The organism is Paucibacter sp. KCTC 42545, from assembly GCF_001477625.1.
In the GTDB taxonomy this organism is placed as follows: domain Bacteria; phylum Pseudomonadota; class Gammaproteobacteria; order Burkholderiales; family Burkholderiaceae_C; genus Paucibacter_A.
Genome location: NZ_CP013692.1, coordinates 4,989,665 through 5,011,356, shown reverse-complemented (window position 1 = coordinate 5,011,356; position 21,692 = coordinate 4,989,665). Strand labels below are relative to the sequence as shown.

Here is a 21,692-nt window from a genome sequence, read left to right as displayed (position 1 = left end):
GCCCTGCCAAAAGGAAGGGCCTGATGTTTTCAGCAAATCCAGCAAGTTCGGCCAAATGCCGAGGCTGAATTAACCGCCGTTGCTGCAACGCTTGCCGGGGTTCTTCTTGCTGCGGGTGTGCGAACCACGCTCCAGGCTGCACTTCTGGCCCTTGGGGGCAGTGAAGGTCACGCCCTTAGGAGCGACGGGACGGGGAGTGGCGCGGCTAGCGGCTTCGGTAATGATTTTGTTGCCCATGAATGGCTCCGGTACAAGGGATTGGATGCAAGAAAAGGTATTGCAAAAGATCACCAACCCGCTGCCGCAGCCCCGATTCAGACTCTGCCGCCCGGCTCAATTCGAAAAATGAAGCCAGGGCGTAAAACCCGAAAACAAAGCCAAACCCGGCGCGACTGAGTTGGAATGAACCGCGCATTTTACGGTGTTCTGGGCCCAAGCGCTTTTTCTGACGCTGACGCGGCCCGAAACCCTGCAAATTGAGCCACCGCGCGCCCGATTGTGGGCGCCGCGCCACGGCCACGCCCCCAAGCCCAAATACTGGGGTCAGAGTCGATTTATTGAGCCGGCAAGTTAATCGACTCTGACCCCAGTTTTGAGAGCAAGAGCCGTGCGCCTGCCGGGTTGGTGGCGCAGGGGATGTTGTGCACATCGCAGGCGCGCACCAGGGCGTTGATGTCGGGCTCGTGGGGCTGCGGGGTCATGGGGTCGCGCAGAAAGATCACCACATCCACCTCGCCGGCCGCCAGGCGGGCGCCGATTTGCAGATCGCCACCCAAGGGGCCGCTGAGCAGGCATTCCACCTGCAAGCCGCATTCGCGCTGCAGGCGCCCGCCGGTAGTGCCGGTGGCCAGCAAATGGCAGCTCTGCAAAAAAGTCTTGAATTCGGCCGCCAGGGCGACCATCTGGTTCTTCTTGCCGTCGTGGGCGATCAGGGCGATGTTCATGCCCAAATCCTAGGGCAGCTAGGGCGAGGCGAGTTACAAACCAGCGTCAAGTTGCGGCGGAAGGGGCCGCACTCACGGGCGCTGCAGCGCTAGGCAGTTCCACCCGCACCGCCAGCCCGCCCAGCTCCGCCGAAGCGCCGGCACTGATGCGCCCACCATGTGCCGCCACGATGCGCTGGGCAATCGACCAGCCCAGGCCGCTGCCCGGCTGCTCATGCCCCAGCACGCGGAAGAAACGCTCGCCCAGGCGGGCCGCGTCGGCCGGGCTGAGGCCGGGGCCGCTGTCTTCTACCTGCAGCAAGACGCCTGCCGACCCGTTCGCGCTCAAGCTGAGGCGGATTTGCGCGGCAGTCGGGCTGTAGCGGATGGCGTTGTCCAGCAGATTGCGCAACAGCGCCGCCAACAAGCTCGGGTTGCCCGCCACCCAGACCGCCGGCTCAGCCGCTACTTCCAGCTGCTGGCCTTTTTGCACCGCCTGCACCGCCAATTCGGCCACCTGGCCGCGCAGCACATCGGCCAGATTGAGCGCCTGCATGGCCGGCATCTCGCCAGCCTCCAAGCGCGACAGCGTCAACAACTGATCCACCAAGCGCCCGGCCCGGTCACAGCCCGCCAGCGTGGCATGCAGGGCGTGCTGACGCAGTTGGGCATCAGGCTCCGCCAGGGCCACTTGCGCCTGGGCGCGGATGGCGGCGATGGGGGTGCGCAGCTCATGCGCCGCGTCGGCCGTGAAGCGGCGCTCGGCCTGCATCAGCGCGGCAATGCGGGCGAATAGATCGTTCAGGGCCTGCAGCATGCCCTGGGTCTCGCGCGGCGCGGCGGCCAGATCGAGTGCGCGCAGATCACCGGCGGGCCGGGCAGCCAGATCGGCCTGAATGCGCCGCAGCGGCGCAAAGCCGCGCCACACCCCCCACCACAGGCCGGCAGCCAGCAAAGGCAGGGCCAGCAGCATGGGCCAGAGCGTGCTACGCAGCACCGCCATCAAGATGGCGTCGCGCGAGTCCATGCGCTCACCCACCAGCACCAGCACATCGCGCTCTTGCCCGCGGGCGACGAAGAAGCGCCAGGACTCGCCGTCCCGCTTTACCGTTCTGAAGCCGCCCACGCGCACTTGTTCCAAATCCAGCATGGCTTGCGCTGGCGCATTGGCCGAGCGCAACGCCAGATGCCCTTCGTGAAAGACCTGAAACAAAACCTTGGGGGCTTAGCGGTGCAGGCTGGGCGCGTCCACCTCATGCGCATCCTCAGCGAATTCATGCGCGGCCTGCTGTACCACCAGCAAGGCAGCGGCCTGGGCCAGATGGCCGTCCAGCAGCTCGGTCAGCTCATGCCGGGCATCCCACCAAGTCAGCGCCGCTGTGGCCGCCCACAGCAGGCAGACCAGGCTCAACACAAAGGCGAGCAAACGGCCTTGCAGGGACGGCGCGCGCTTGGTCGGCCGGTGCCTCCTTGTCATCACGGCGCCGCCTTGGCGGTGAGCAAATAGCCCACGCCGCGCACGGTCTGGATCAGGCCGGCACCGAGCTTGCGGCGCAGATGATGCACATGCACCTCGACGGCATTGCTGTCCACCTCGCTGCCCCAGCTGTAGAGCTGTTGCTCCAACTGCTCGCGCGACAGCACCCGGTCGGCATTGAGCATCAGCGCTTGCAACAGATCGAACTCGCGGGTGGACAAAGCCACCTCCACGCCGGCTTGCCGCACGCTGCGCGCGGCAGGGTCCAGCTGCAGGTCTTGCGCCACCAGGCATTCTTGCGCCTGGCCGTGGGCCCGCCGCACCAGGGCACGCAGGCGGGCGGCCAACTCATGCAGATCGACCGGCTTGATGACGTAATCGTCGGCGCCCGCGTCGAGCCCGCGGATGCGCTCGGACAAGGCGTCACGGGCGGTCAGCACCAGCACCGGCAGGGTCAGGCCGGCGCGGCGCCAGGCGGCGAGCACATCCATGCCATCAAGCTTGGGCAGGCCCAGGTCCAGCACCGCTGCGGCATAGCTCTGGGCGCGCGCCTCGCGCTCGGCCGCCAGGCCATCGCGCACCCAATCGACCTGAAAGCCGAGCTGGCGCAGGCCGGCCCGCAAGCCATCGCCCAAGAGCGGGTCGTCTTCTGCAAGCAGTATTCGCATGAGGAATTATTGCCGCTCAACCTAGATTCGGCAGTTGGACGCGCCCGAAAGGATCGCAAGGCGGTGCGAGGACAAGGCGCGCCGACGAAGTGGGCTCTTGCCCACAAGGAGAAGCAACGCCGTCCGCGTGCTGCATTGCGAGCCAGGCGGGCGCGTAGCGCTGTCACTCAATGGCTGAACGCAATCAAGCAGGGCAAAGGTTCTAGGCATAGAGCTTTCCAGGTCAGAACAAGCGGTCAACTGCCGAATCTAGGTTCATTCATCATCGTCATGATGCTGCTGCGCCGTTGCCGCTGACACCACAGGCGCCTGCTGCCACTGCCAAGCCCAGAAGCCCAGCACCGCCACCAAGATCAGGGCCGCCAGCGGCGCCCAGCTGCGGCGAATGCCTTGCTCGGGTCCGGCCAGCTTGCGGCCTGTGATCATGGCGCGCGGCAGGTTCTCGCGGTGCAGCCAGCTCGACACCAGCACGCCCAGCACATGTAGGCCGATGACGGCCAGCAGGCCGTTGGCCAGCAGCTCATGTGTCTCCTCCAGCCATTCGCCGCCCAAGTCGGTGTAAGTGGCATAGCCGCTGGCGGTCAGGCCCAGGGCCAGGCCCAGCATGGCCACAATCGCCAGCGCGCCGGCCGGGTTGTGCCCCGCAAAGTGCTGCGGCCTCCCCTGCAACAGCCCGCGCAGATAGGTCAGCACCGCGGCTGGCCCACGCACGAAGTTGGCAAAACGCGCATGGCGGCTGCCCAGCAGGCCCCACACCAAGCGAAAGATCACCAAGCCGGCCAAGGTATAGCCCAAGCTCACATGCACCAAGCGCCAGCGCTCGGTTTCGGCGGTGAGGTAGGCGCCGGAGAAGCTCAGCACCATCAACCAGTGCACCAAGCGCTGCGGCAGATCCCAGATCAGCTGGCTTGACGCACCAGGGGTGTGGCTGGCAGACGCGTGCGACCCAGCTGCGTCAGCCGAATCAGCCGGCTTAGCGGGGGATGCGGACATCGTGTTCATTGAAATTTCCTTTGGAGTCGGCTTGGGTATGGCAGGCCGCGCAGTTGGCGGCGCTCTTGACGGCGGGCAGCTTCCAGCTGGCGGCCGAGACCTCGTCGTGCTTGCGCACAAACCAGGCGCTGCGGGTGATGCGGTCTTGTGGCGGGTTTTCAGCCGCCCGCTTGCCAGTGCCCGCGTTGGCCGTCAGCCAGGTGGACAAGGCCTTGACCGTCGCCGGATCCAGCGAGGCATCACTGCCGAAATGCTGCGGCAGGCCTTGCATCAAACGCTGCCAGGACGCGGCCTGCAGGAACTGCGGCGGATAAGCCATGTGGCAGGCCGCGCACTCCTGCTTGTACAGCGGCAGCAAGGGCGCGCCGGCAGCGCGTGAGCGATCGCCATCGGCACTCACCGGCCCGACGGCGAGGCCGCCCAGCAAGAGGCCGGCAAGGATGGCGCGGGCTCGGTGGAATTTGTTTGCACTCATGACCAGCTCCTATTCAAGGTTTGAGCGTCAGCAACCAACTCAGCACATCGGCCTTCTCGCCAGGCGTGCAGGCGCGGGCCAGCACGTCTTTGCAGTTGCGGCCAAACCATTTCTCTACCTTGGCGCTATCGCTGAAGCGGGCCGGATTGAAGGCCGGCGCCAGGGGCTGGATCGGCTTCGCCGTGGCCGCATGCTGGCCAACTTGGGTGGGCAGCACACCGTGGCAGGACGCGCATTGCCAGCTCTGCCCATGGTTGCGATTGAAGAATTGCTGCCCACGCTGCGGGCTGGCCGGCACGCCAGCTTGGGCGCTGTAGGCGGCCAACATCTGCTCGGGCGTGTCAGCCTGGGCTGCAGCAGCCAGCAGGGTCAGCATCAAGGTCGCGGAGACTCGTTTCAGAAAGTAGGACATCGCAGGCTCTCTTTCCTTTTCACCAGCTTGTTATCGATGCCTGTCATGCTGCCCGGCTGGGCTTAGGGCTTTCTTAAGAGCCGGCTTGCGGCATGTCAGCGCGGATGCACTCAGAAAGCCTTAAGCTCAGTCGCCGAGAATGTCCGCCTGCCTCGCTCTGCCCTGCTGCCCCACCATGCCCCCTCATTCAGAATTCAAGCCCCACACCAGCGACCACGAAAGCACCGAGTTGGGCGAGGACGGCCTGCCCGCCCTCAGCCCGCAAGAAAAGGTGCGCGCCGCTTCGCGCAGCACCTGGGTCAGCGTGGTGGTGAACGTGGTGCTGACCAGCGTGCAGATCGTGGTGGGCATCATGGCCAAGTCACAGGCCTTGGTGGCGGACGGCATCCATTCGCTGTCGGATCTGGTATCGGACTTTGTGGTGCTGTTCGCCGGCCACCACAGCCGCAAAGATGCCGATGAGGACCACCCCTACGGCCACCACCGTTTCGAGACCGCCGCCTCCTTAGTGCTGGGCTTGATCCTGCTGGCGGTGGGCGTGGGCATGCTGTGGTCGGCGGCGCACAAGCTGCAGGACCCCGACAGCATTCCGGTCGTGCATGGCACGGCTCTTTGGGTGGCGGGCATCGCCCTGGTGGCCAAGGAAAGCTTGTTCCGCTACATGCTGGCGGTAGCCACGCGGGTCAAATCCAGCATGCTGGTGGCCAATGCCTGGCATGCCCGCTCGGACGCCGCTTCATCGCTGGTGGTGGGCGTGGGCATCATCGGCAATCTGGCCGGCTACCCGCTGCTGGACCCGATTGCGGCGCTGATCGTGGGCTTTATGGTCGGCAAGATGGGCTGGAGCTTCGGCTGGGACGCGCTGAACGACTTGATGGACCGCGCCATTGACGAAGAGGAAGTGGCCGCCATCCGCAAAACCCTGGAAGAAACCCCCGGCGTGCATAACGTGCACGATCTACGCACCCGCAAGATGGGCGATTTGATCGTGGTGGACGCGCATTTGGAGGTGGATGCGCTGATCACCGTCGAGGCCGGCCACGATATTGCGGTGCTGGCCCGCCAGCGCGTGCTGCAACGCCACCGCGTGCTCGATTTGATGACCCATCTGGATCCCTGGCGCAAGCCCGATCTGGATCACGGGCCAGGCCGCAGCTAAGGCTGCAAGCCGGCAGCCAAGGCGGCTCAGGGCGCGCCGAAGCTCCACTCCAAACGCGCGCCAATCAAGGTGCTGCTAGCCTCGCGCCGGCCACCCGGATGCCACAGGCGCTGCAGCAAGGGCTGCACCGCCAGCGTCGGCAGGGGCTGCCAGCGAGCACCGATTTCCAGCGCCAGTTCATGGCTGCTGACCGGCGTGCCTGTGGCCAGCTGCGCATCGCGCCAGGCCTTGGCGTAATGGGCATAAGCCAGACCAGCGGTGAAGGCCTGCGGCGCCAGGTTCGCCAGCGCGGGAACAGAGGCCAGCGGGTGCTCGATCAGCAGGCCGGTATCCAGCGCCCAGTCCACCGCATTCACCTTGCTATGCGCCAGGCCGCTGCGCACAAAGCCGATGCTGCGAGTGCTGCCTTGGCCCTGATGCATGAGGCCTTGCGCCAGGGCGTAGATGCCGTGATTGCGCGCCGTGCCATTGTTGCCGGGCGCCCGCGACGGGCTCTGCGCGCTGTACTGCCACGCCCCCACGGCCCAATGGCCGGGGCCGTTGCTGCCGTCTTCACCGCGCTCCTGGTAGCCAAACTCCAGCACGCCCAGGGCGCCATCCTCACGGCTGAGCTTGACCACGGTGCGCCCCGGGTGCGCAGGATCACCCGGCACGCCGTCGATCAGCGCGGCCTGCACATAGTGACTGGCCCCCAGCGCCTGGCGCAGCCTAAGCGCCAGGCCCAGATTCGGAAAAATCGAGGGGCCGTTACGGCCGGTCTGCGAGGCATCAATGCCGATGCCGAAGGAGGGATTGATCAGCAGCGCCGAGGCCTCGGTGGCGTAAAACTCGGAGTTCAGGTCATACAAGCCAAACAAGACCCGCGTGCCTGAATCTGCGAATTCATGCTCAAGCCAGGTGGCGTACAGCCGCGCAGCCCCTTCCGCCACCTCCAGATTGCTCACGCCCTGGGTGCTGGCGATCAGCTGATTGGGCTTGCCGCCGTGGTTGAGCAAGGCTTCGATATGGAAGCTGGTGCCGGCCCAGCCGAAGAGCTGGCCGGCATCGGCATCGGCCCGCAAGTTCAGATTGCCCACCCAGCTATTGAGAGAGCCGGTGTTGGCATGCAAGGCGTCCGCCTTGTAGATGCCCGCCCATTGCCAGGCCTTGGGCGCAGCGGCAGCAGCAGCGGGTTCCGCCTCCAGCTCGTGCGCGGCGGCTTGGACCAGGCCCCATGCGGAGGCCAGCGTCAGCATCAATGCGGTGGAGCGGGGCGCAATAAACATTTTTGAAAAACTCATGCGCGCACTGTAGCTACTTGGAAACCCTCATCCAAGTTATACAAGTTATACAAGTTATCCAAGTTCAGTTCGGCCGCTTTTCTCGGCCAGATCGCTGCATGGGCCGCGCAGGCCCGCCGCCTCAGGGCTGCTTCTGCTGCGGCAAGAGCAAATTGCCCACGCCGAAGTTCATCGCATTCAGCAGGTCGCCATTGTCCTGACTCAGCTCCCAGGCAAACACACCGGCCAGGCCGGCCTTGACGGCGTATTGGCCCTTGGCGATGACGGCGCGCGGGTCGTCATAGCCGATGAAGAGCTTGTGCTTGGGGTGGAACAGGTTCCAAGCCTGGGTGGTGGGGTCAAGCCTTGCCTGCCAGCCGTGCAGGCCCTGGCCCTTGGCATCCAGGTAGCGGCCGGCGATGCTGCGGTAGCCCAGCGAGCCGTCGGCGCCGGGGAAGCCTGCGGCCTTGGCCGCGCCGGTCTGCGGCCCCGCGGCGCCGCTGAAGCCACGGCCATACATGGCCACACCGGCCACCATCTTGGCAGCGGGCAGCCCGGCTTGCGCCAGATTGCGCACGGCGCGCTCCAGGCTATCGTCCGCCTCGGGCGAACTGCTGCGCAGGCTGCTGTGATTGCCAACGCCAGCGGACCAGGCACCGTAATGGTCATAGGTCATCATGAAGACCAGATCCAGCGCGGGGCTGGCACGCTTGAAGTCGATCAGGCTGACGATGGGCTGGGTGGTGTTCAGGGCAATGCTGACCAGATAGGGCCGGCCGGTCTCGGCCGTCAGCGCGTCCACCGCTTGGCGCAACTCCAACAGCAGTTCCGCGTAATGTTTGCCGTCTTGCGGGCTGCCGAGCTGAACGCCGTTGGCGGCACCGTTATTGCCGGGGTGCTCCCAGTCGATGTCCAGGCCGTCAAAGCCAGGGTGATCGCGCAGAAACTGCACGCCCGAGGCAATGAAGACGGCGCGCTTTTGCGCGTCCCCCGCCAGATGAAAAATCGGGCCGGACCCGCCCCAGCCGCCCACCGAGGCCAGCACTTTCACATGCGGGGCGCGCGCTTTGAGGCGGCTGAAGGCGGCGTCAAAGGTTTTTTCCACCGGGCCGGTGGTCAGCTCAAAGTCCCGCTTGCCCGCGCAGCGCGCCGCGTCCTTGGGCAATTGGCCGGGGCCGCAGACGCGCAAAAAGGCGTAGAGCAAGTGAGTGACGCTGTCGCCGTTCAGGCGCTCGACATGGTTCACCGAATCCCACATCGGCGTGTAAACGCCCACCACCTTGGCACTGGTGCGTTCCACGGCCAGGGGCTTGCCGCTGAACAAAGGGTAGGCGGGCGGACTGGCGGCTGGGGCGGCATGACTTGCCGGCATGGCCAACAAGGCAGCGGCGGCAGCAAGGCTCAGGGAAACGAAAAACTGAGGACGGAGCGACATGGCGCGTAAGGGGCAGCTAAGGTTGCCGCTAGCCTAACAGTTTTGCGCTCACGAAGATGCCAATCAGATACCACTTAGCGAACAAGTCAAGGCGCCAGCTCGACCCGGATCTGCAACTCCCGCAGGCTGCGCGTTTCGGCGTCACGGCTGCTGGTCACGCCGCGCTCAGCGCGCTGCAGTTCGGCGCCGCTGCGCGCCACGGTCAGCCATTCGCCCAGCGGCACCATGACCGTGCTTTGAAACTGGGCCTGGCGGCCTTGGCCCGGCACATCGCCCGCTGAGCTCCCGCCCGCGCTGGGGCCGCCCGACAAGGCGGTCAGCGTAACCCGCACCGGCTGCTGCCCGCCGGGCCACTGCGGGTTGACGGTGAAGCCACTGCTGCGCTCAACCCAGCCGGTGCGCGGCAAGGCCAGGACCTTGGCGCCTCCGACCGAACCATTGGGCGCACCATTGCCATCAGGCGCCGGCCGCCCGCCCACCGTCCCTGCCTCCAGCTGCACACCGTAATCCAGCCACTGCACCGGCGTATGTTCGCTCAGCTGCACACTCGCCGTGCCACCGTTGAGCACCAACACGCGCTGAACCTGCTGCGCAGCCTCGTCACGGCGCTGCGTGCTCATCACGATTTGCCCGCGCGGTGACACCGAGCCCGCGGTGCCCACCACCACCGCGCCATCGCGCACGCCGGCCAGGGCGGCGCCACTGACGCTGCTCTCGACCCAGCGCATCTCGACCCACAAATTCTTATTGCGCGGCTCGGCCGCCGTGGCGGCCAGCGCCGTCCAGGCCAGCAGCGCTAGCGATGCCTTTACCAAGACCGACGTTCTCATTTGCTCGCTCCTTCCAGCTGCACCGCCGCACGCCAGGGCCGCAGCGGCCATAACAAGTTCAGCGCCAAGCCGCCCAGCACCAAGCCGGCCGCCAGCAGCTTCCAGCCCGGCAGGCTTTCACCCAGCACCCAGGCCGCCGTGCTCATGCCAAAAATCGGCACCAGCAAGGCCATGGGCACGATGGTGGCCGGGGCGTGCCGCGCCAGCAACCAGCCCCAGACACCGTAGCCGAATAAAGTGTTGCCAACAGCCTGCCACAGCACGGCGGCCCAGGTCAGGGCATCGGCGTGAGCCAAGCCTTGGGCCATCAGCGCCGGGCCTTCAATCATCAACGAAAGTACCAACAAAGGTGGCACGGCGAACACGCTGGTCCAGACCATAAAGGCCAGCATATTCACACGCCCGGCGCGCTTGCCCACCATATTGGCGCAGGCCCAGGAAAAGGCCGCCAACAAGATCATCAGCAGCCCCAGGGGCGTGGCGCTGCCGTCGGTGTGGCTGGCGATCACGCCAATGCCGGCCGCCGCCATCAGCAGTGCCAGCCATTGATAGGGCTTGACCATCTCGCGCGTCACCCGCATCGCCAGCATCAGAGTGAAGAAGACCTGGGTCTGGATCACCAGCGAAGCCAGGCCGGGTGAGATCGCGGCATTCGGGCCGCGCATCGCCAGAAACAGCAAGCCGAACTGACCCACGCCGATCAGCAGGCCATAGCTGGCCAACAAGCGCCAGGGCAGGTCCGGCTTCTTCAAAAAGAATATCGCTGGCAGCACCGCAAAGGCAAAGCGCAGGGTGGCGAACAGCAGCGGCGGCAGGGTGTTGAGCCCCAGGCGAATTACCACGAAGTTGCTACCCCAGATGGCCACCACGGCCAAGGCAAGGAGGAAGTGCTTGAAGGGCAGGCTGGTACTCGGGCTCATGCAGACCATTCTCAGGGCAGAAGCAAGGCGAGCCGAAAGTTTGCGGGGCTCAGCGGGTCAAGGCCAGAGCGGAGCACGCGCCGGGCTGCTGCCTGGCGCCAAACCCAAGGCATGCATGGGTTCAGACGGCGTGACCTGCAGATCCTTTGAACAAGAGGCGCCGCAACTGCGGCTCGACCCAGTCCAGCGACAGCAAAAAAGCCAGGCTGACCGTCAAATTGAAGACCAGATGCGCCAAAGCGACGACCAAACCCGGGTCCCCAGCCAGCGTGACCATGAGCTGAGAAAAGGGCGTCAGAAAAGGGAAAAAAGCCAGCGCCCCGACGGCATTGAATAAGCCATTCGCGATGGCTGTGGCGCGCGCCGTCGCGCTCATGCCCACGCTGGCCAACAAGGCCGTTGAGGTCGAGCCCACATTGGCTCCCACCACGATAGGGATGGCCGCTTCCGCAGGCAACACGCCTTGCTGCGCCAACAAAATCGCCACGCCGCTGGTCACGCTGCTTGACTGCACCAAGGCGGTGAAAACCACGCCCGTCACCAGCCCCAACCACGGCGTTTGCGCCAGCGCCAGCCACTCAATGAACAGCGGCTCTTGCTGCAGCGGCTTCAACTCCGAGGAGATGAGATCCAGCGCAAAGAAGATCAGGCCGAAATAGAACACCGACTTGCCCGCCATGCTGAAGCGCTTGGGCAGGGCCGTAAAGAGCGCGCCCAGGACAATAAATGCCGGGCCTATGCCGGTGAGCTTGAGCGAGACCAGCCAAGCCGTTGCCGTAGTGCCGACATTCGAGCCCAGCAAGACACCCAGGCTGGCCCGGAAGGAGAGTGCGGAGGCATCCACCAAGGCCGCGGTCAAGGCCGTGATGGCACTGCTGGACTGCACCGCCGCTGTGGCCAGCGCGCCGACGGCAAAGCCTTTCCACCGGCTTTGGGTAATTCGCGCCAGCCAGACCCGCAAGGACTTCCCTCCCACGAGTTGCAACTCGCTGCTGAAGCCCTGCAGGCCGTAGATGAACAAGACGATGGCGGCAACAAGTGCGACGAGTGAGTGAAAGCTGCTCATGCGCAAAGTCTAAAGGGCGGGGGCTTGCGCGTACCGCTGCGTCAGTTCAGCTGCCCCAAGGCTGACAGAACCTCAGCTTTGCGCAAACCAATCACGCTAGGGCCAGCTTTGCGGCGCAGCTGGCGGCAAGCCGCGTGGCAAACCGCTACCATGCAGCCTCCGCTTTTGCTGCGTCCCCTCTCTGGCCCCCCGCCCATCCATGAGTGCCGATCTTCGTTTCCTTGTTGTCGATGGTTTGACCGGCGTGCAAACCTTCGCCCGCCAATTGCTCGAAGGCTTTGGCATGGCGCCGGACAGCATTCGCTGCGCCAGTGAACCCGAAGCCGCGCTGGCACTGGGGCTGACATTCAGGCCCGACTTTTTGATCACCGACTGGTTCCCGAAAAGCGACATGACCGGCATCGGTCTGCATCAACGCCTCAAGCTCGAAAACCCCGGCTGCCGCTTAGCACTCTTGAGCTTCGAAGTCGGGCCCGAACAAGAGCAGCAGGCGCACGCCGCGGGTTCACGCTTTTTGTTGCGCAAGCCCTTCACCGCCGCCGAACTCAAGGCCACCATGACCCAAGCCCTGGCGGCCTTGGCCAAAGAGCGGCCAGAGCTGCATCAGCGCCTGAGCAGCGTCATGCGCGCCACCAACCCGAGCGCGCCGCTGCGCTTGCCCATTGCCATGCCCGTCATCCCCAGCCTGAAAGCCGGCGACAAGGTCAAACATGGCAGCATGACCGATACGGTGAGCTGCGTGGTGGTCAGCCAGGGTGAGTTATTGGTGCAACTCAAGGGTAGCCCGGCCTTGATCCCGGCCACCAAGCTCCAGCGCCTGTAAGCGGGTCAGCGCTCAAGCGCTGTTTCAAACGGCCAAGGTCTGACCCAGGACGCCTGAGACCCTCAGTGCTCGCCCACTGCGCGCAAGAGGCGGCTTCGCACCAAGGGGTGCCAGAGCCGGCTGTCCTGCACCGGGGTTTCGGCCGGCAGTTCAGGGTTGCGCAGCACCAGCCAGCGCCGCTCGGCCAGTTTGGCGCGCGCCAGTTGCGGGCCGACCCATTGCTCAAACAAGGCGGCAAAGCTGCCGTCGGCCAAGACCAAATCCCAACCCTGACGCAGGCGCTGCGCCAGTTCCGGCTTTTTCGAATTGACGAAGAAGTAATAGGCCGAGGGGTAGGCGATCAGCCAATGCTCCAGCACGATCAACTCCGGCAAGGCATCGACGATGGGGAAGACTTCAATGGCGCCCAAGGCGAACAGGTCGATGCGTTCCCGCTTGAGCATCTCCGGAAAAGTGCTCAGCCGAGGGATGCGTTCGACATGCCAGCCATTGGCATGGAGGATTTGGGTGTCGGGCCAATCGGCCACTTGGGCGAGCTTGAAGGCCTGCGCCTGCGCCAGGCTGCTGACACTTTCAAAGCGCTCACTGCGGCTGCTCAGGCTGATGGGCAGGCGCACGCCCAAAAGCCCGCGATACAGGCAGACACGAATCGGAATGCCTTGGCTTTCGCGGCTGCTCGTGCTCATCGAGCTCACGACATCTAGCTCCCCACTGGCCAGTTGCAAGAAGGCTCGGCTTTGTGACACCACCGCGCTGGGCTGAAGTTGGTAAGGGCCGTGGCTGGGAATAGTTTTGTCCAGCAGCAAACGCAGCACCGCTTGTTCGTAGGTGAGGACCTTGGCTTGCTGCTCTTGGCCCAGGGCATGGCGGATCAGCAAGGGCGCTGTTTCGGCCCGGGCCACCCAGGCGCCAGCCAGCAGCTGCAGGAAAAAAATCAGCAGCGTCAGCAGCACCGAAAGGAGCCGCCTAGGTACCATGACCGCGCAAACGGCTGACTTGAACATACGCAGAGTTTGCCTCAACTTGGCGCTACGCGGCGCCTCACGCTGGATTGGCGTGGTGCCAGCCGCAAGCAAGACCGGCCGCCCTATTCCTTCAGGTATTTGTCGTAGATGGCCTGCAAGCGCCCCGACTCCTTGAGCTGCTTCAAGCCCTGGTTGAAATCGTCACGCACTTGGGCGTCGCGAAAGAGCGGGCGGTAGTCCTGCGGATTGAGCTTGACGAAAGAAGTTTCATCGACGGGCTGAAGCGCGACGCCCTCTCGCTTGAGCTGCAGGGCGAAGTATTTGAAGATATTGCGGTCGCTGAGCACCACGTCGTAGCGGCCCAGCATCAAGGTCTTGACCTGGGCCGACTGGTCATTGATCTCCACATAACGCCCGGCGCGGCGCACCGGCTCCAGCCACTCGGGGTAGCGCTTGATGGCGCCGACGAAAGAGACCACGCTCAAACCATTCAGATCGGCCGGCTTGAGGATCTTGAGCTGGCGCCGGCTCAGGCTGATGAGGACGTTGTCGTAGGTGACGGCCGGGGCGCCGTAATGGGCACCGGCGGCGCTCAGGTCCTGGCCCAAGTCCGTCATGGCCGCATCCACCGTGCCGTCCCGAAAGGCTACCGGAATCCGCGCAAATGGAAAGTAACGGGGCTTGAGCTGGTGCCCCTTAAAGGCCAGCGCCTCACGCATCACTTCAAGCTCGATGCCGGTGTCGCTCGTGGGAAAGCAGAAGGGCGGAATCTTCTCGCCGAAGGCCATGCTGACTTCGGCGGCCCGCAGCGGCAGCGCAAAAAGCAGGCAATTTGCAAGCAGCGCGGCGAACGCCACCCATGCCGCAGGCAGCGCGCGAAAAGATCTGCACCCACTTCCCATGGCCGGTCCCTTCCCGCCCATGACGGGCAGCTAAGGAAAAGGCTATCACAGCTGATCGGCCGGTGGCACAGACCTTCTTCAGCGCACTTTCCCCCGCGCTTGTCCAAACTACTTCAAAAGACTCTGGTACAGCATGTCATACCGCTGCAGGAAGAAGCTGTTGTCATACTCAGCATGGACGCGGCGCAGATTTTCTGCGCCCATGCGCTGAGCCAGCCCAGGCTCGGTTGCGAATCGCTGTAAATGCGCCGCCAAAGCCGCGTCGTCGTCAGACGGGAAGAACAGCGCGTTGGCGCCATCGTGCAGCCAGCAGAGGTTGCCGGCAATCGCGGAGGCCACAATCGGCACGCCGCAGGCCATGGCCTCCAGCACCGAATTGCTCATGCCTTCCGAATGCGAGGTGTTGGCGAACAGATCGAACCTGGGATACCACTGCTCCGGCGTTGCGGTCTCCCCCACGAAATCGATCTTGCTGGCCGCAGCACCCTGGCGGGCCAGTTGCGAGAGCGCCTCTTGTTCCGGCCCGGCGCCGACCAGAACCAATCGCAACTTGAGTTGTGGCTGAGCCTGCACCAGGCGCTCAAAAGCACGAATCAAGCAAGGCAGATTCTTGATGGCATCAAAACGAGCAATCGTGCCGATGACGAATTCGTCAGCATCGCGACCGGTGTCGGGGCCGCGCTCGCTGCGCGGCTTGAAGCGGCCGAGATCCACGCCATTGGGCACGCAGACGATGCGACTAGAAGGCAGTTTCCAGCGCCCCTGCACGTCCGCCGCAATCGACTCATTGACCGCCACCACACGGGTCGCCAAGCGCGCCAGCGTGGCCGCCGCGATCTCACGCCGCAGCGGGAAACCGGCGCGATCCCGTTCATTACGGCCATGCTCACCGTGCAGCACCACCGGCACCCGCGCCAGCTTGGCCGCCAGCACGCCGTAAAACATGGTGGCCCAGTTGTGGGTGTGCACCACATCGAATTGCCCCTCGCGCATGAAGCGCGCCAAGCCCAGCAGACGGTCACGATGAAGGCCGGAGGGAATGGGGAAATAGGTATGGCGCTCGGGCGGCCAAGGCAAGGTGGCCCCCTCCACAGGTCGCAAGCTCAGGGCATGGATGTCATACCGGTCGGCATCAAGCCCAAGGCCCAGCCGCAGCACCCGGCGCTCGGCACCGCCCACTCCCAAGGCATACAGCAGGTGCAGCACGCGTACTTTTTTTTGCATTGTGTTGGGCCAGCTTTTCTTTTGCAGCGAGGTGTACTTCAGCGAGTTTTGTTCAATCACAGGTCAGACCCCTCGCAAGCTGCGAGCCGCCACAAAGCATAGGGGCGGAAAAATTTGGGTCAGCGCCGATTTATTCTGCCTGAAGCCCGAGTCATTCCGCGCGCCCGCGGCAAGCATCGCTGCGTCGATTTGACGCGCCAGCCTTGCCGCCACGCCGACATCAACACGCAACAATGGCCCGTTAGCTTCCCCGCGCCGGCGCCACTTGCAGCAGCAGCGCTGCCCATCAGCGTAAGCCCCTATTTTTGAGGGCAGCCCCGGGCTTGTTTCTGCTGTCAAATGCCCAGTCAAAGCCAGCAGCCACCCCTTCATTCAGCTATTCATGAGCCAGCCTGCATGAGCGCCATGTCGACCAAGCCGCGATGGCGCAGCCTTGGCTTGCGGCTTTCTGTCGTCCTGCTCACCCTGTTCTTGGCGGCCTGCGCCGGGACGGCACCACCGCCCCCCAAGCTGCCGCCCGCCTACGCGATGGCGCCGCAGGACTCCGGCGTTTGGGCGCAAACCGAAAGCCAAGTGGCCGCGCAGCACGGCAGCGACGCCTCCGGATTCCGCTTGCTGGAGAAGAACTCGGAAGGCCTGAAGTGGCGCCTGGCCCTGATCGACCAGGCCAAGCACAGCCTGGACCTGCAGTACTACGTCTGGTTTGGCGACGCCAGCGGTCAGTTGCTGATGGCGCGGGTGATCGCCGCGGCCGAGCGGGGCGTGAAGGTACGCCTGCTCTTCGATGACCTGAGCACCATGCTGCGCCATATGACGGCGCCGGAGTTGCGCGACGAGATGCTGGCCTATATTGACTCGCACCCAAATATTCAAGTCCGTACCTTCAACGCCTGGCAGAACCGCGACTGGATCGGCCGGATTGCCGAAGGCACGCGCGATTTCAGCCGCATCAACCGCCGCATGCACAACAAGCAGATGGTGGTGGACAACCGCGTGGCCATCATCGGCGGGCGCAATATCGGTGATGAGTATTTCGGCCTGAACAGCGAATTCAACTTCCATGATCTGGATGTGATGGGCGTCGGCCCGGTCGCTCGCCAGGCCAGCGCCGTCTTCGATCGCTACTGGAACAGCGACTGGGTGCGGCCGATTCCAAGCAGCAGCGCCGCGCGCAGCCAAGGCCGCATCACCGCCGCCGCCATTGAGTTGCCCGAGGCCGCTGCCGCACACCCCGCCATGCAGGACTTGCTGGCCGGGCGCCACAGCTGGACGGCTGAGCAGCAGCAACTAAGCGCGTCCCTGGCGCCGGGGCGCAGCGTGGTGCACACCGACTCGCCCTCGCGGGCCGAAGGCGTTCGCAACCATACGCCCGAGGCCTTCCGGGCCTTGATGCGCTCGGCGCAGAAGGAAGTGCTGATCACCAATGCCTACATCATCCCGGATGCCAACTTCATGCAAGACCTGGCGGACTTGGCTGCGCGCGGCGTGCGCGTGCGCATCCTGACCAATTCGCTGGCCTCGCATGATGTGCCGGCCGTCAACGCACACTACGAAGACTGGCGCGCACCGATTCTGAAGACCGGTGCCGAGCTGCACGAGTTAAGACCTGACCCCACGATCAAAACCGACTGGGTCGATACCGCGCCGGTGCGCTCGGGCTTTGCCGGGCTGCACACCAAGGCCATGGTGATCGACCGCGCGCGCAGCTTCATCGGCTCGATGAATCTGGACCCGCGCTCCGAGGTCATCAACTCCGAGATGGGCGTGATCATCGACAGCCCCGCCCTGGCCGCCACCCTGGCGCAGCGCATGGAGCGCGATATGAGCAGCGCCAACAGCTGGCGGCTGGCTTTCAATGCCGCGCAAGCCGTCGTCTGGCATGGCGAGCAGCAGGTACTGGAACAAGCCCCCGCACGCAGCCACTGGCAGCGCCTGCAGAGCTGGTTCTTCAAGCTGATGCCGTCCAGCTATTACTGAAGGCGCCGCTGACATGTGCCACACGATCTTGCGCCGTTGCTCCTTTGCTCTTGCTAGCCTCGCGGCCGCAGCGCTGAGTGCTTGCGTCAGCTTTTCACCCCAGCCCGGCCCTGACGCCCAAGTGCCCGGCAGCGGCAATTACCAAGTGCTCACCACGCCCATCGTGGCCCTGGGTGACACGCAGGAGCATGAGCCCACGGGCTGGCCGCTCTACGACAACGACAGCGCGGTGGACGCCTATGTGGAAGTGGCCCAGCGCCCGCCCGAACAGCCGCTGTTTGGGCGCCGCATCATGGAGTGGGCGCTACAGGCCCACCCCAACGAGAACTTTCTACATCTGGGCGATGTGCTCGATCTGTCCTGCCGCTCCGAAGCGCAGCGCATGAGCCGGGTCTTCAACGCGGCGGGCCGGGCCGGCGCCATCCTGCCCGGCAATCACGATGGGCTGATGTTTGGCATCTACGGCTACAGCATCATGGACGACATCCTCAACCGCGATGCGCAGAAGTGGAACCAGGCCTGCCGGCGCGGCGCAAGCTTGGAAGAGAAGGCCAACAAGGGCCAAAACGAGGCCTTCAGCAAACGCGACTTCATTCAGATGTATCTGGAGGGCCAGGCGGCCGTGCCCTCGCAGCCCGGCATCCAACTCCCCCCGGCCCGAGGCTCGCACCGCGTCAGCTGGCGCAACCCCAATGCCGAAGCCTTCCTCAGCGGCATTGAGGCCCATGTGCTGGACGGCTATGCCTATGCCGATTCCTTCCTGGCCCAGCGCATTCAGCTGCCACGGGCCCCTGGCGCCACACGCAACGTGATCGTCATTGGGCTGGACACCAACCAAGCCGGTCCCCTGGTCAGCAGCTGGGACACCTTGATGGGCCGCAGCCCCGGTAGCATCGGCCACGTCAATCTGGACCAAGTGCGCGCCCTGACGCACTGGGTCACCGAGGCCAAGCAAAAAGGGGACTTGGTGGTCTTTGCTGGCCACCACAACTGGCGCGCGCTCGGCCTGCCTTCGCGCTTGCTGCTGCGCAGCCTGATGTCACGAGTCGACCACCCCTTGGTCTACTTGTCGGCCCACACCCACCGCGGCTTCTGGGCCGCCCACCGGGAGCTCGACATCCGCCCGGTGCTGGAGCTCAACGTCAGCTCGCTGTCCGATTGGCCGGTGGCCTACCGCCGCGTCAGCTTCGCCTACGACGAGGCGGCCAAGCGCATCCTGGTGCGCGGCGAGCTGATGCCACATGGCGAAGACCCGGTGGAAAGCGATGACGAGCTGATGGCCGCCTGGGAAGGCCAAACCTGCGGCTCGCTGAATGTGCCGGTGGACGCGATCCGCGCGGTGGACGGCGAATTGGTGCGCAAGCAGCGGGAGTCGCGCGGCAGTCTGGTGGGCTGGCTGCTCAAACGCTTCGGCCCGGACTGTGAGGGCTGTGACGCCACGCTCTACGAACACGCCCACGCCTACCAAGACGCGATGCTGGACGCCATCATGCAGGTCAAACAGTTTGTCGATGCCGACACCCGCACTTTGATACGCGCCGAGTTCCCCAGCTGGTGCAAGGGCGCCAGCTTTGATGAATGCGTGGCGAACCTGCGGGCCGAGCAGCCCAAGGACTATGCCGAGCAAGTCGATTTATTCAGGCGCAAGGCCAAGCTGGTGGATTTGTTGGGCGGCCATCTGGACGACTTGACCGAGCCGCGCGCCAGGGCCTATATGACCTGCCGCGCCGTGCAAGCCGCCAAGCTCGACTTTGATGCCACCGAAGAAACGCGCAATGAAAATCGCAGTGAAGCCAAGCGCCGCGCCGAGCGCTTTTTTCTGACCGAAGCCAGTGTGGGCATGGACTGAATCGTGAGAACACCCCTGCTGCTGCTGACGCGAATTTGCCCGCCAACACTTGCCCTGCTGCTCAGCGCCTGCGCCAGCTGGGTCGCCCCACCGGCGATGATGAGTCCCTGGCCCATCGTCAACCTGCCGCGGGCCGCCGCCGGCATCCAAGACGAGCGGCAAGATTTTGGCGCCCTGTTTGCGCAAGAGCTGCTGGCCCACCCCGGCACCAAACCGCAGCCGATTCAGGCTTGGTTGTATGGGCTTGAGGCCACCCCGCCTCCTGCCAACCTCGCGGCCTCCAAGCCAAGACTGGCCGCGCTGGAGCAGCGCTTTCAGGCTCAAGCGCCCGGCAGCTCGGTCTTGCTGGTGCCCGGCTTGTTCTCCGACTGTTTTGAGGAACAGTCCGTGCCATTTGGTGACGGCGTTTTGCGCGAACGCGCGCTCAGCCGCAGCGAGGCTTATCGCCAATATGCCGATCTGGGCCTGGCCCAAGTTCAAGCGCTGAGCCTGCCCGGGCGCGAGTCCAGCGCCGCCAATGCCAAGCGCGTGGCGGCGGCCATTCGCCAAGAAGCCGCGCGCCCCGGCGTACAACGCATTGTGCTGATCGCCTATTCCAAAGGCGTGCCCGACACCTTGCGCGCACTGGCGCTGCTGCAGGCAGAAGCTGAGGGCTTGCCAGCGGCCGTGATTGATCTGGTTGCGGTGGCCGGCGTGGTCATGGGCACCCGTTTGGCCGACCACTTTGAAGACCTGTTTGAAGGCCTGTCCACCCGCATCAATGCTTTTGGCTGCACGGCATCAGATGGCCAGGAGGTCAGCAGCGTGACGCAGCGCGAGAGCGTGGCCTGGCTGGCCGCACACCCGCCACCCCGCAGCCTGCGCTACCACTCGGTGCTGGGCTTTGTGCCGCCGCATGAAGTAGGCATTTCGCTGCGCCCCTTCAATAGCGCGCTCAGCAATATCGACCCGCGCAATGATGGGCAGCTGCTCAGCCGGGACGCCATCCTGCCCGGCAGCAGCCTGCTGGCCGAAGCCCGCGCTGACCACTGGGACATTGCCCTGCCGCGCGAACGCCACCCCAACGCCTGGGTGCGCGCCAGCACCAGCGAGCGCGGCTATCCGCGCGAAGCCCTGTTCCGCGCCTTGGTCAAATGGACCTTGGGCAGCGGCCCCTGAGGCTGCGCTGCTGCGCACTCCTGCACGCCCACCACTCACTCTATCTACCCATTCAAGGTGACTGACCATGAAGATGCGTATTTGTCTTTCTGCCCTCCTCGCTGCGGCCGTTGGAGTTGCACCGCCAATCGCTTTGGCCGCCGAACCCGGCATTCAGGTCAAGCAGGTTCAGTTCAAGAAAGGCAGCTCCGGCAGCACCATCAAGGCCAGCATCAAGGGTGAGCAAACTATTGACTACAAGCTGCGCACGGGTGCGGGGCAGGTCTTGACCGTCAACTTCAAGCCCAGCAATCCCTCGACTTACTTCAATGTCTTGCCACCCGGCTCACAGGGCGAGGCCATTCACATTGGCTCGAGCGCCGGCAATGAGTTCAAGCTGGACAGCACCGAGGCGGGCGAATACAGCGTGCGGGTCTATCTGATGCGCAATGCCGCGCGGCGCAATGAGCACAGCAACTACCAGCTCAAGATCGACGTGACCGGCAGCCCCAGCAAGTGAGCTGCAGCTGCGCTAGGCCGCGCCCAAATGCCCCAGCGGCGTCACCCCGGCCGCCTTCACCTCGCCCAGAGAAAAGCGGGTGTGCACGTCCTTCACATTGGGCAGGTGCAGCAAGGTGTCGATGGTGAAGCGGGAAAACGCGTCCAGGTCGGTGGCCATCACCTGCAGCTCGAAGGTGCCAGTGCCTGAGATGTAGTGGCAGCTGATCACCTCGGGCAGCTGGCGCAGCGCCTCTTCCAGCACCTTGGTGGAGGCGCCGTTATTGCGGTCGGCATCCACCCGCACAAAGGCCAGCACGCCTAGACCTACCTTGCGACGGTCGATCTCCGCCCGGTAGCCGGTGATGAAGCCCTGCTCCTCCAGCCATTTGACGCGCCGCCAGGTCGGCGCCGCTGACAGGCCGATGCGGGTGGCCAGCTCGGCATTCGACAAACGCGCGTCGCGCTGCAGGGCTTGCAGGATGGCGATGTCGTAGCGATCCAGGCCCGTGGCTGCGCCGGGCGCACCAGCCGGCGCCCCTTCCTGCGACTCAAGGGTTTTTACTGAAGTTTGATTTTTCGAAATCATTCGCAAGACCTTCCGCAGTTCTCAGCATGATTATTGCGCGAACTGCGAATCTGGAGCGCCAAAAAGCAAGCACAGCAGGCCGGGCTTTTCATACACTCCCGTACCCGGTAA

Annotated in this window: 21 protein-coding genes and 1 pseudogene; 6 read left to right on the top strand and 16 right to left on the bottom strand. The window is 64.6% G+C overall.

Translation table 11 applies throughout. The annotated features are described in order from the left end of the window. Nucleotides 1-69 precede the first annotated feature (69 nt). The 7 genes and pseudogenes from AT984_RS23330 to AT984_RS21420 all read right to left on the bottom strand — a co-directional run bounded on the left by AT984_RS23330 (nt 70) and on the right by AT984_RS21420 (nt 4,948). Complete coding sequence (locus AT984_RS23330) at nt 70-237, bottom strand: hypothetical protein (RefSeq protein ID WP_197418200.1); 168 nt, start codon at nt 235-237, stop codon at nt 70-72. A gap of 317 nt (nt 238-554) precedes the next feature. Beyond that, a complete protein-coding gene (locus tag AT984_RS21445; protein ID WP_058721839.1) occupies nt 555-944 on the bottom strand; it encodes a methylglyoxal synthase in 390 nt (129 codons plus the stop codon). Between the two features lie 46 nt (nt 945-990). Next, nucleotides 991-2,400: pseudogene (locus AT984_RS21440) on the bottom strand (ATP-binding protein). Beyond that, nucleotides 2,400-3,068 carry a winged helix-turn-helix domain-containing protein gene (locus tag AT984_RS21435; protein WP_058721838.1) on the bottom strand — a complete coding sequence of 223 codons (669 nt, stop codon included), beginning with the start codon at nt 3,066-3,068 and terminating at the stop codon, nt 2,400-2,402. The pseudogene AT984_RS21440 and the gene AT984_RS21435 overlap by 1 nt, the downstream one beginning before the upstream one ends. 255 nt (nt 3,069-3,323) lie before the next feature. Then, entirely contained in the window at nt 3,324-4,070 is a 747-nt protein-coding gene (locus AT984_RS21430; protein ID WP_231741485.1) for a cytochrome b/b6 domain-containing protein, read from the bottom strand. Next, a complete protein-coding gene (locus tag AT984_RS21425; RefSeq protein WP_058721837.1) occupies nt 4,042-4,536 on the bottom strand; it encodes a diheme cytochrome c in 495 nt (164 codons plus the stop codon). The genes AT984_RS21430 and AT984_RS21425 overlap by 29 nt, the downstream gene beginning before the upstream one ends. 13 nt (nt 4,537-4,549) lie before the next feature. Then, a complete protein-coding gene (locus tag AT984_RS21420) occupies nt 4,550-4,948 on the bottom strand; it encodes a DUF1924 domain-containing protein (RefSeq protein ID WP_058721836.1) in 399 nt (132 codons plus the stop codon). Between the two features lie 175 nt (nt 4,949-5,123). Between AT984_RS21420 and AT984_RS21415 the strand changes: the two genes are divergently transcribed. Further along, nucleotides 5,124-6,107 (top strand): cation diffusion facilitator family transporter, encoded by a 984-nt coding sequence (locus AT984_RS21415; RefSeq protein WP_082680252.1) that lies wholly within the window; start codon nt 5,124-5,126, stop codon nt 6,105-6,107. Nucleotides 6,108-6,133: 26 nt separating this feature from the next. On the opposite strand, the gene AT984_RS21410 is transcribed toward AT984_RS21415, so the two are convergent. The 5 genes from AT984_RS21410 to AT984_RS21390 form a co-directional block, all read right to left on the bottom strand. Then, nucleotides 6,134-7,372, bottom strand: coding sequence for a carbohydrate porin (locus AT984_RS21410; RefSeq protein ID WP_058721835.1), 1,239 nt, complete (start codon nt 7,370-7,372; stop codon nt 6,134-6,136). A gap of 136 nt (nt 7,373-7,508) precedes the next feature. Further along, entirely contained in the window at nt 7,509-8,801 is a 1,293-nt protein-coding gene (locus tag AT984_RS21405; RefSeq protein ID WP_082680250.1) for a glycoside hydrolase family 18 protein, read from the bottom strand. Between the two features lie 86 nt (nt 8,802-8,887). Further along, entirely contained in the window at nt 8,888-9,631 is a 744-nt protein-coding gene (locus AT984_RS21400; protein ID WP_156422168.1) for a hypothetical protein, read from the bottom strand. Continuing rightward, nucleotides 9,628-10,533: an EamA family transporter gene (locus tag AT984_RS21395; RefSeq protein ID WP_197418348.1), complete on the bottom strand. Its 906-nt coding sequence runs from the start codon at nt 10,531-10,533 to the stop codon at nt 9,628-9,630. The genes AT984_RS21400 and AT984_RS21395 overlap by 4 nt, the downstream gene beginning before the upstream one ends. A gap of 139 nt (nt 10,534-10,672) precedes the next feature. After that, nucleotides 10,673-11,617: a Na/Pi cotransporter family protein gene (locus tag AT984_RS21390; protein ID WP_058721831.1), complete on the bottom strand. Its 945-nt coding sequence runs from the start codon at nt 11,615-11,617 to the stop codon at nt 10,673-10,675. A 199-nt stretch (nt 11,618-11,816) separates the two neighbouring features. Between AT984_RS21390 and AT984_RS21385 the strand changes: the two genes are divergently transcribed. Next, the gene (locus AT984_RS21385) at nt 11,817-12,440 is read left to right on the top strand and encodes a response regulator (RefSeq protein WP_058721830.1); all 624 of its coding nucleotides are present in this window, start codon (nt 11,817-11,819) and stop codon (nt 12,438-12,440) included. Nucleotides 12,441-12,502: 62 nt separating this feature from the next. On the opposite strand, the gene AT984_RS21380 is transcribed toward AT984_RS21385, so the two are convergent. From AT984_RS21380 to AT984_RS21370, 3 genes are all read right to left on the bottom strand, one after another. Next, complete coding sequence (locus tag AT984_RS21380; protein ID WP_058721829.1) at nt 12,503-13,393, bottom strand: hypothetical protein; 891 nt, start codon at nt 13,391-13,393, stop codon at nt 12,503-12,505. A 134-nt stretch (nt 13,394-13,527) separates the two neighbouring features. After that, nucleotides 13,528-14,193, bottom strand: a complete 666-nt coding sequence (locus AT984_RS21375; protein WP_082680392.1) for a substrate-binding periplasmic protein — start codon at nt 14,191-14,193, stop codon at nt 13,528-13,530. 222 nt (nt 14,194-14,415) lie between these two features. Continuing rightward, a complete protein-coding gene (locus tag AT984_RS21370; protein ID WP_156422166.1) occupies nt 14,416-15,531 on the bottom strand; it encodes a glycosyltransferase family 4 protein in 1,116 nt (371 codons plus the stop codon). Between the two features lie 396 nt (nt 15,532-15,927). Between AT984_RS21370 and AT984_RS21365 the strand changes: the two genes are divergently transcribed. The 4 genes from AT984_RS21365 (at nt 15,928) to AT984_RS21350 (ending at nt 21,014) form a co-directional block, all read left to right on the top strand. Continuing rightward, nucleotides 15,928-17,508 carry a phospholipase D-like domain-containing protein gene (locus AT984_RS21365; RefSeq protein WP_058721826.1) on the top strand — a complete coding sequence of 527 codons (1,581 nt, stop codon included), beginning with the start codon at nt 15,928-15,930 and terminating at the stop codon, nt 17,506-17,508. A 13-nt stretch (nt 17,509-17,521) separates the two neighbouring features. Continuing rightward, a complete protein-coding gene (locus AT984_RS21360; protein ID WP_058721825.1) occupies nt 17,522-19,357 on the top strand; it encodes a hypothetical protein in 1,836 nt (611 codons plus the stop codon). A gap of 3 nt (nt 19,358-19,360) precedes the next feature. Further along, the gene (locus AT984_RS21355) at nt 19,361-20,515 is read left to right on the top strand and encodes a hypothetical protein (RefSeq protein ID WP_156422165.1); all 1,155 of its coding nucleotides are present in this window, start codon (nt 19,361-19,363) and stop codon (nt 20,513-20,515) included. Between the two features lie 133 nt (nt 20,516-20,648). After that, entirely contained in the window at nt 20,649-21,014 is a 366-nt protein-coding gene (locus AT984_RS21350; RefSeq protein WP_058721823.1) for a hypothetical protein, read from the top strand. 12 nt (nt 21,015-21,026) lie between these two features. On the opposite strand, the gene AT984_RS21345 is transcribed toward AT984_RS21350, so the two are convergent. After that, nucleotides 21,027-21,581 carry an Lrp/AsnC family transcriptional regulator gene (locus tag AT984_RS21345; protein WP_058721822.1) on the bottom strand — a complete coding sequence of 185 codons (555 nt, stop codon included), beginning with the start codon at nt 21,579-21,581 and terminating at the stop codon, nt 21,027-21,029. Between the last annotated feature and the right edge of the window lie 111 nt (nt 21,582-21,692).

Bases quoted from the DNA above. Each gene is read 5' to 3' on its own strand.
- AT984_RS21410 (WP_058721835.1), bottom strand. From the start codon at position 7,372: ATGTTTATTGCGCCCCGCTCCACCGCATTGATGCTGACGCTGGCCTCC.
- AT984_RS21425 (WP_058721837.1), bottom strand. From the start codon at position 4,536: ATGAGTGCAAACAAATTCCACCGAGCCCGCGCCATCCTTGCCGGCCTC.
- AT984_RS21405 (WP_082680250.1), bottom strand. From the start codon at position 8,801: ATGTCGCTCCGTCCTCAGTTTTTCGTTTCCCTGAGCCTTGCTGCCGCC.
- AT984_RS21385 (WP_058721830.1), top strand. From the start codon at position 11,817: ATGAGTGCCGATCTTCGTTTCCTTGTTGTCGATGGTTTGACCGGCGTG.
- AT984_RS21420 (WP_058721836.1), bottom strand. From the start codon at position 4,948: ATGTCCTACTTTCTGAAACGAGTCTCCGCGACCTTGATGCTGACCCTG.
- AT984_RS21400 (WP_156422168.1), bottom strand. From the start codon at position 9,631: ATGAGAACGTCGGTCTTGGTAAAGGCATCGCTAGCGCTGCTGGCCTGG.
- AT984_RS21370 (WP_156422166.1), bottom strand. From the start codon at position 15,531: ATGCAAAAAAAAGTACGCGTGCTGCACCTGCTGTATGCCTTGGGAGTG.
- AT984_RS21375 (WP_082680392.1), bottom strand. From the start codon at position 14,193: ATGGCCTTCGGCGAGAAGATTCCGCCCTTCTGCTTTCCCACGAGCGAC.
- AT984_RS21360 (WP_058721825.1), top strand. From the start codon at position 17,522: ATGTGCCACACGATCTTGCGCCGTTGCTCCTTTGCTCTTGCTAGCCTC.
- AT984_RS21390 (WP_058721831.1), bottom strand. From the start codon at position 11,617: ATGAGCAGCTTTCACTCACTCGTCGCACTTGTTGCCGCCATCGTCTTG.
- AT984_RS21435 (WP_058721838.1), bottom strand. From the start codon at position 3,068: ATGCGAATACTGCTTGCAGAAGACGACCCGCTCTTGGGCGATGGCTTG.
- AT984_RS21345 (WP_058721822.1), bottom strand. From the start codon at position 21,581: ATGATTTCGAAAAATCAAACTTCAGTAAAAACCCTTGAGTCGCAGGAA.
- AT984_RS21430 (WP_231741485.1), bottom strand. From the start codon at position 4,070: ATGAACACGATGTCCGCATCCCCCGCTAAGCCGGCTGATTCGGCTGAC.
- AT984_RS23330 (WP_197418200.1), bottom strand. From the start codon at position 237: ATGGGCAACAAAATCATTACCGAAGCCGCTAGCCGCGCCACTCCCCGT.
- AT984_RS21445 (WP_058721839.1), bottom strand. From the start codon at position 944: ATGAACATCGCCCTGATCGCCCACGACGGCAAGAAGAACCAGATGGTC.
- AT984_RS21365 (WP_058721826.1), top strand. From the start codon at position 15,928: ATGAGCGCCATGTCGACCAAGCCGCGATGGCGCAGCCTTGGCTTGCGG.
- AT984_RS21415 (WP_082680252.1), top strand. From the start codon at position 5,124: ATGCCCCCTCATTCAGAATTCAAGCCCCACACCAGCGACCACGAAAGC.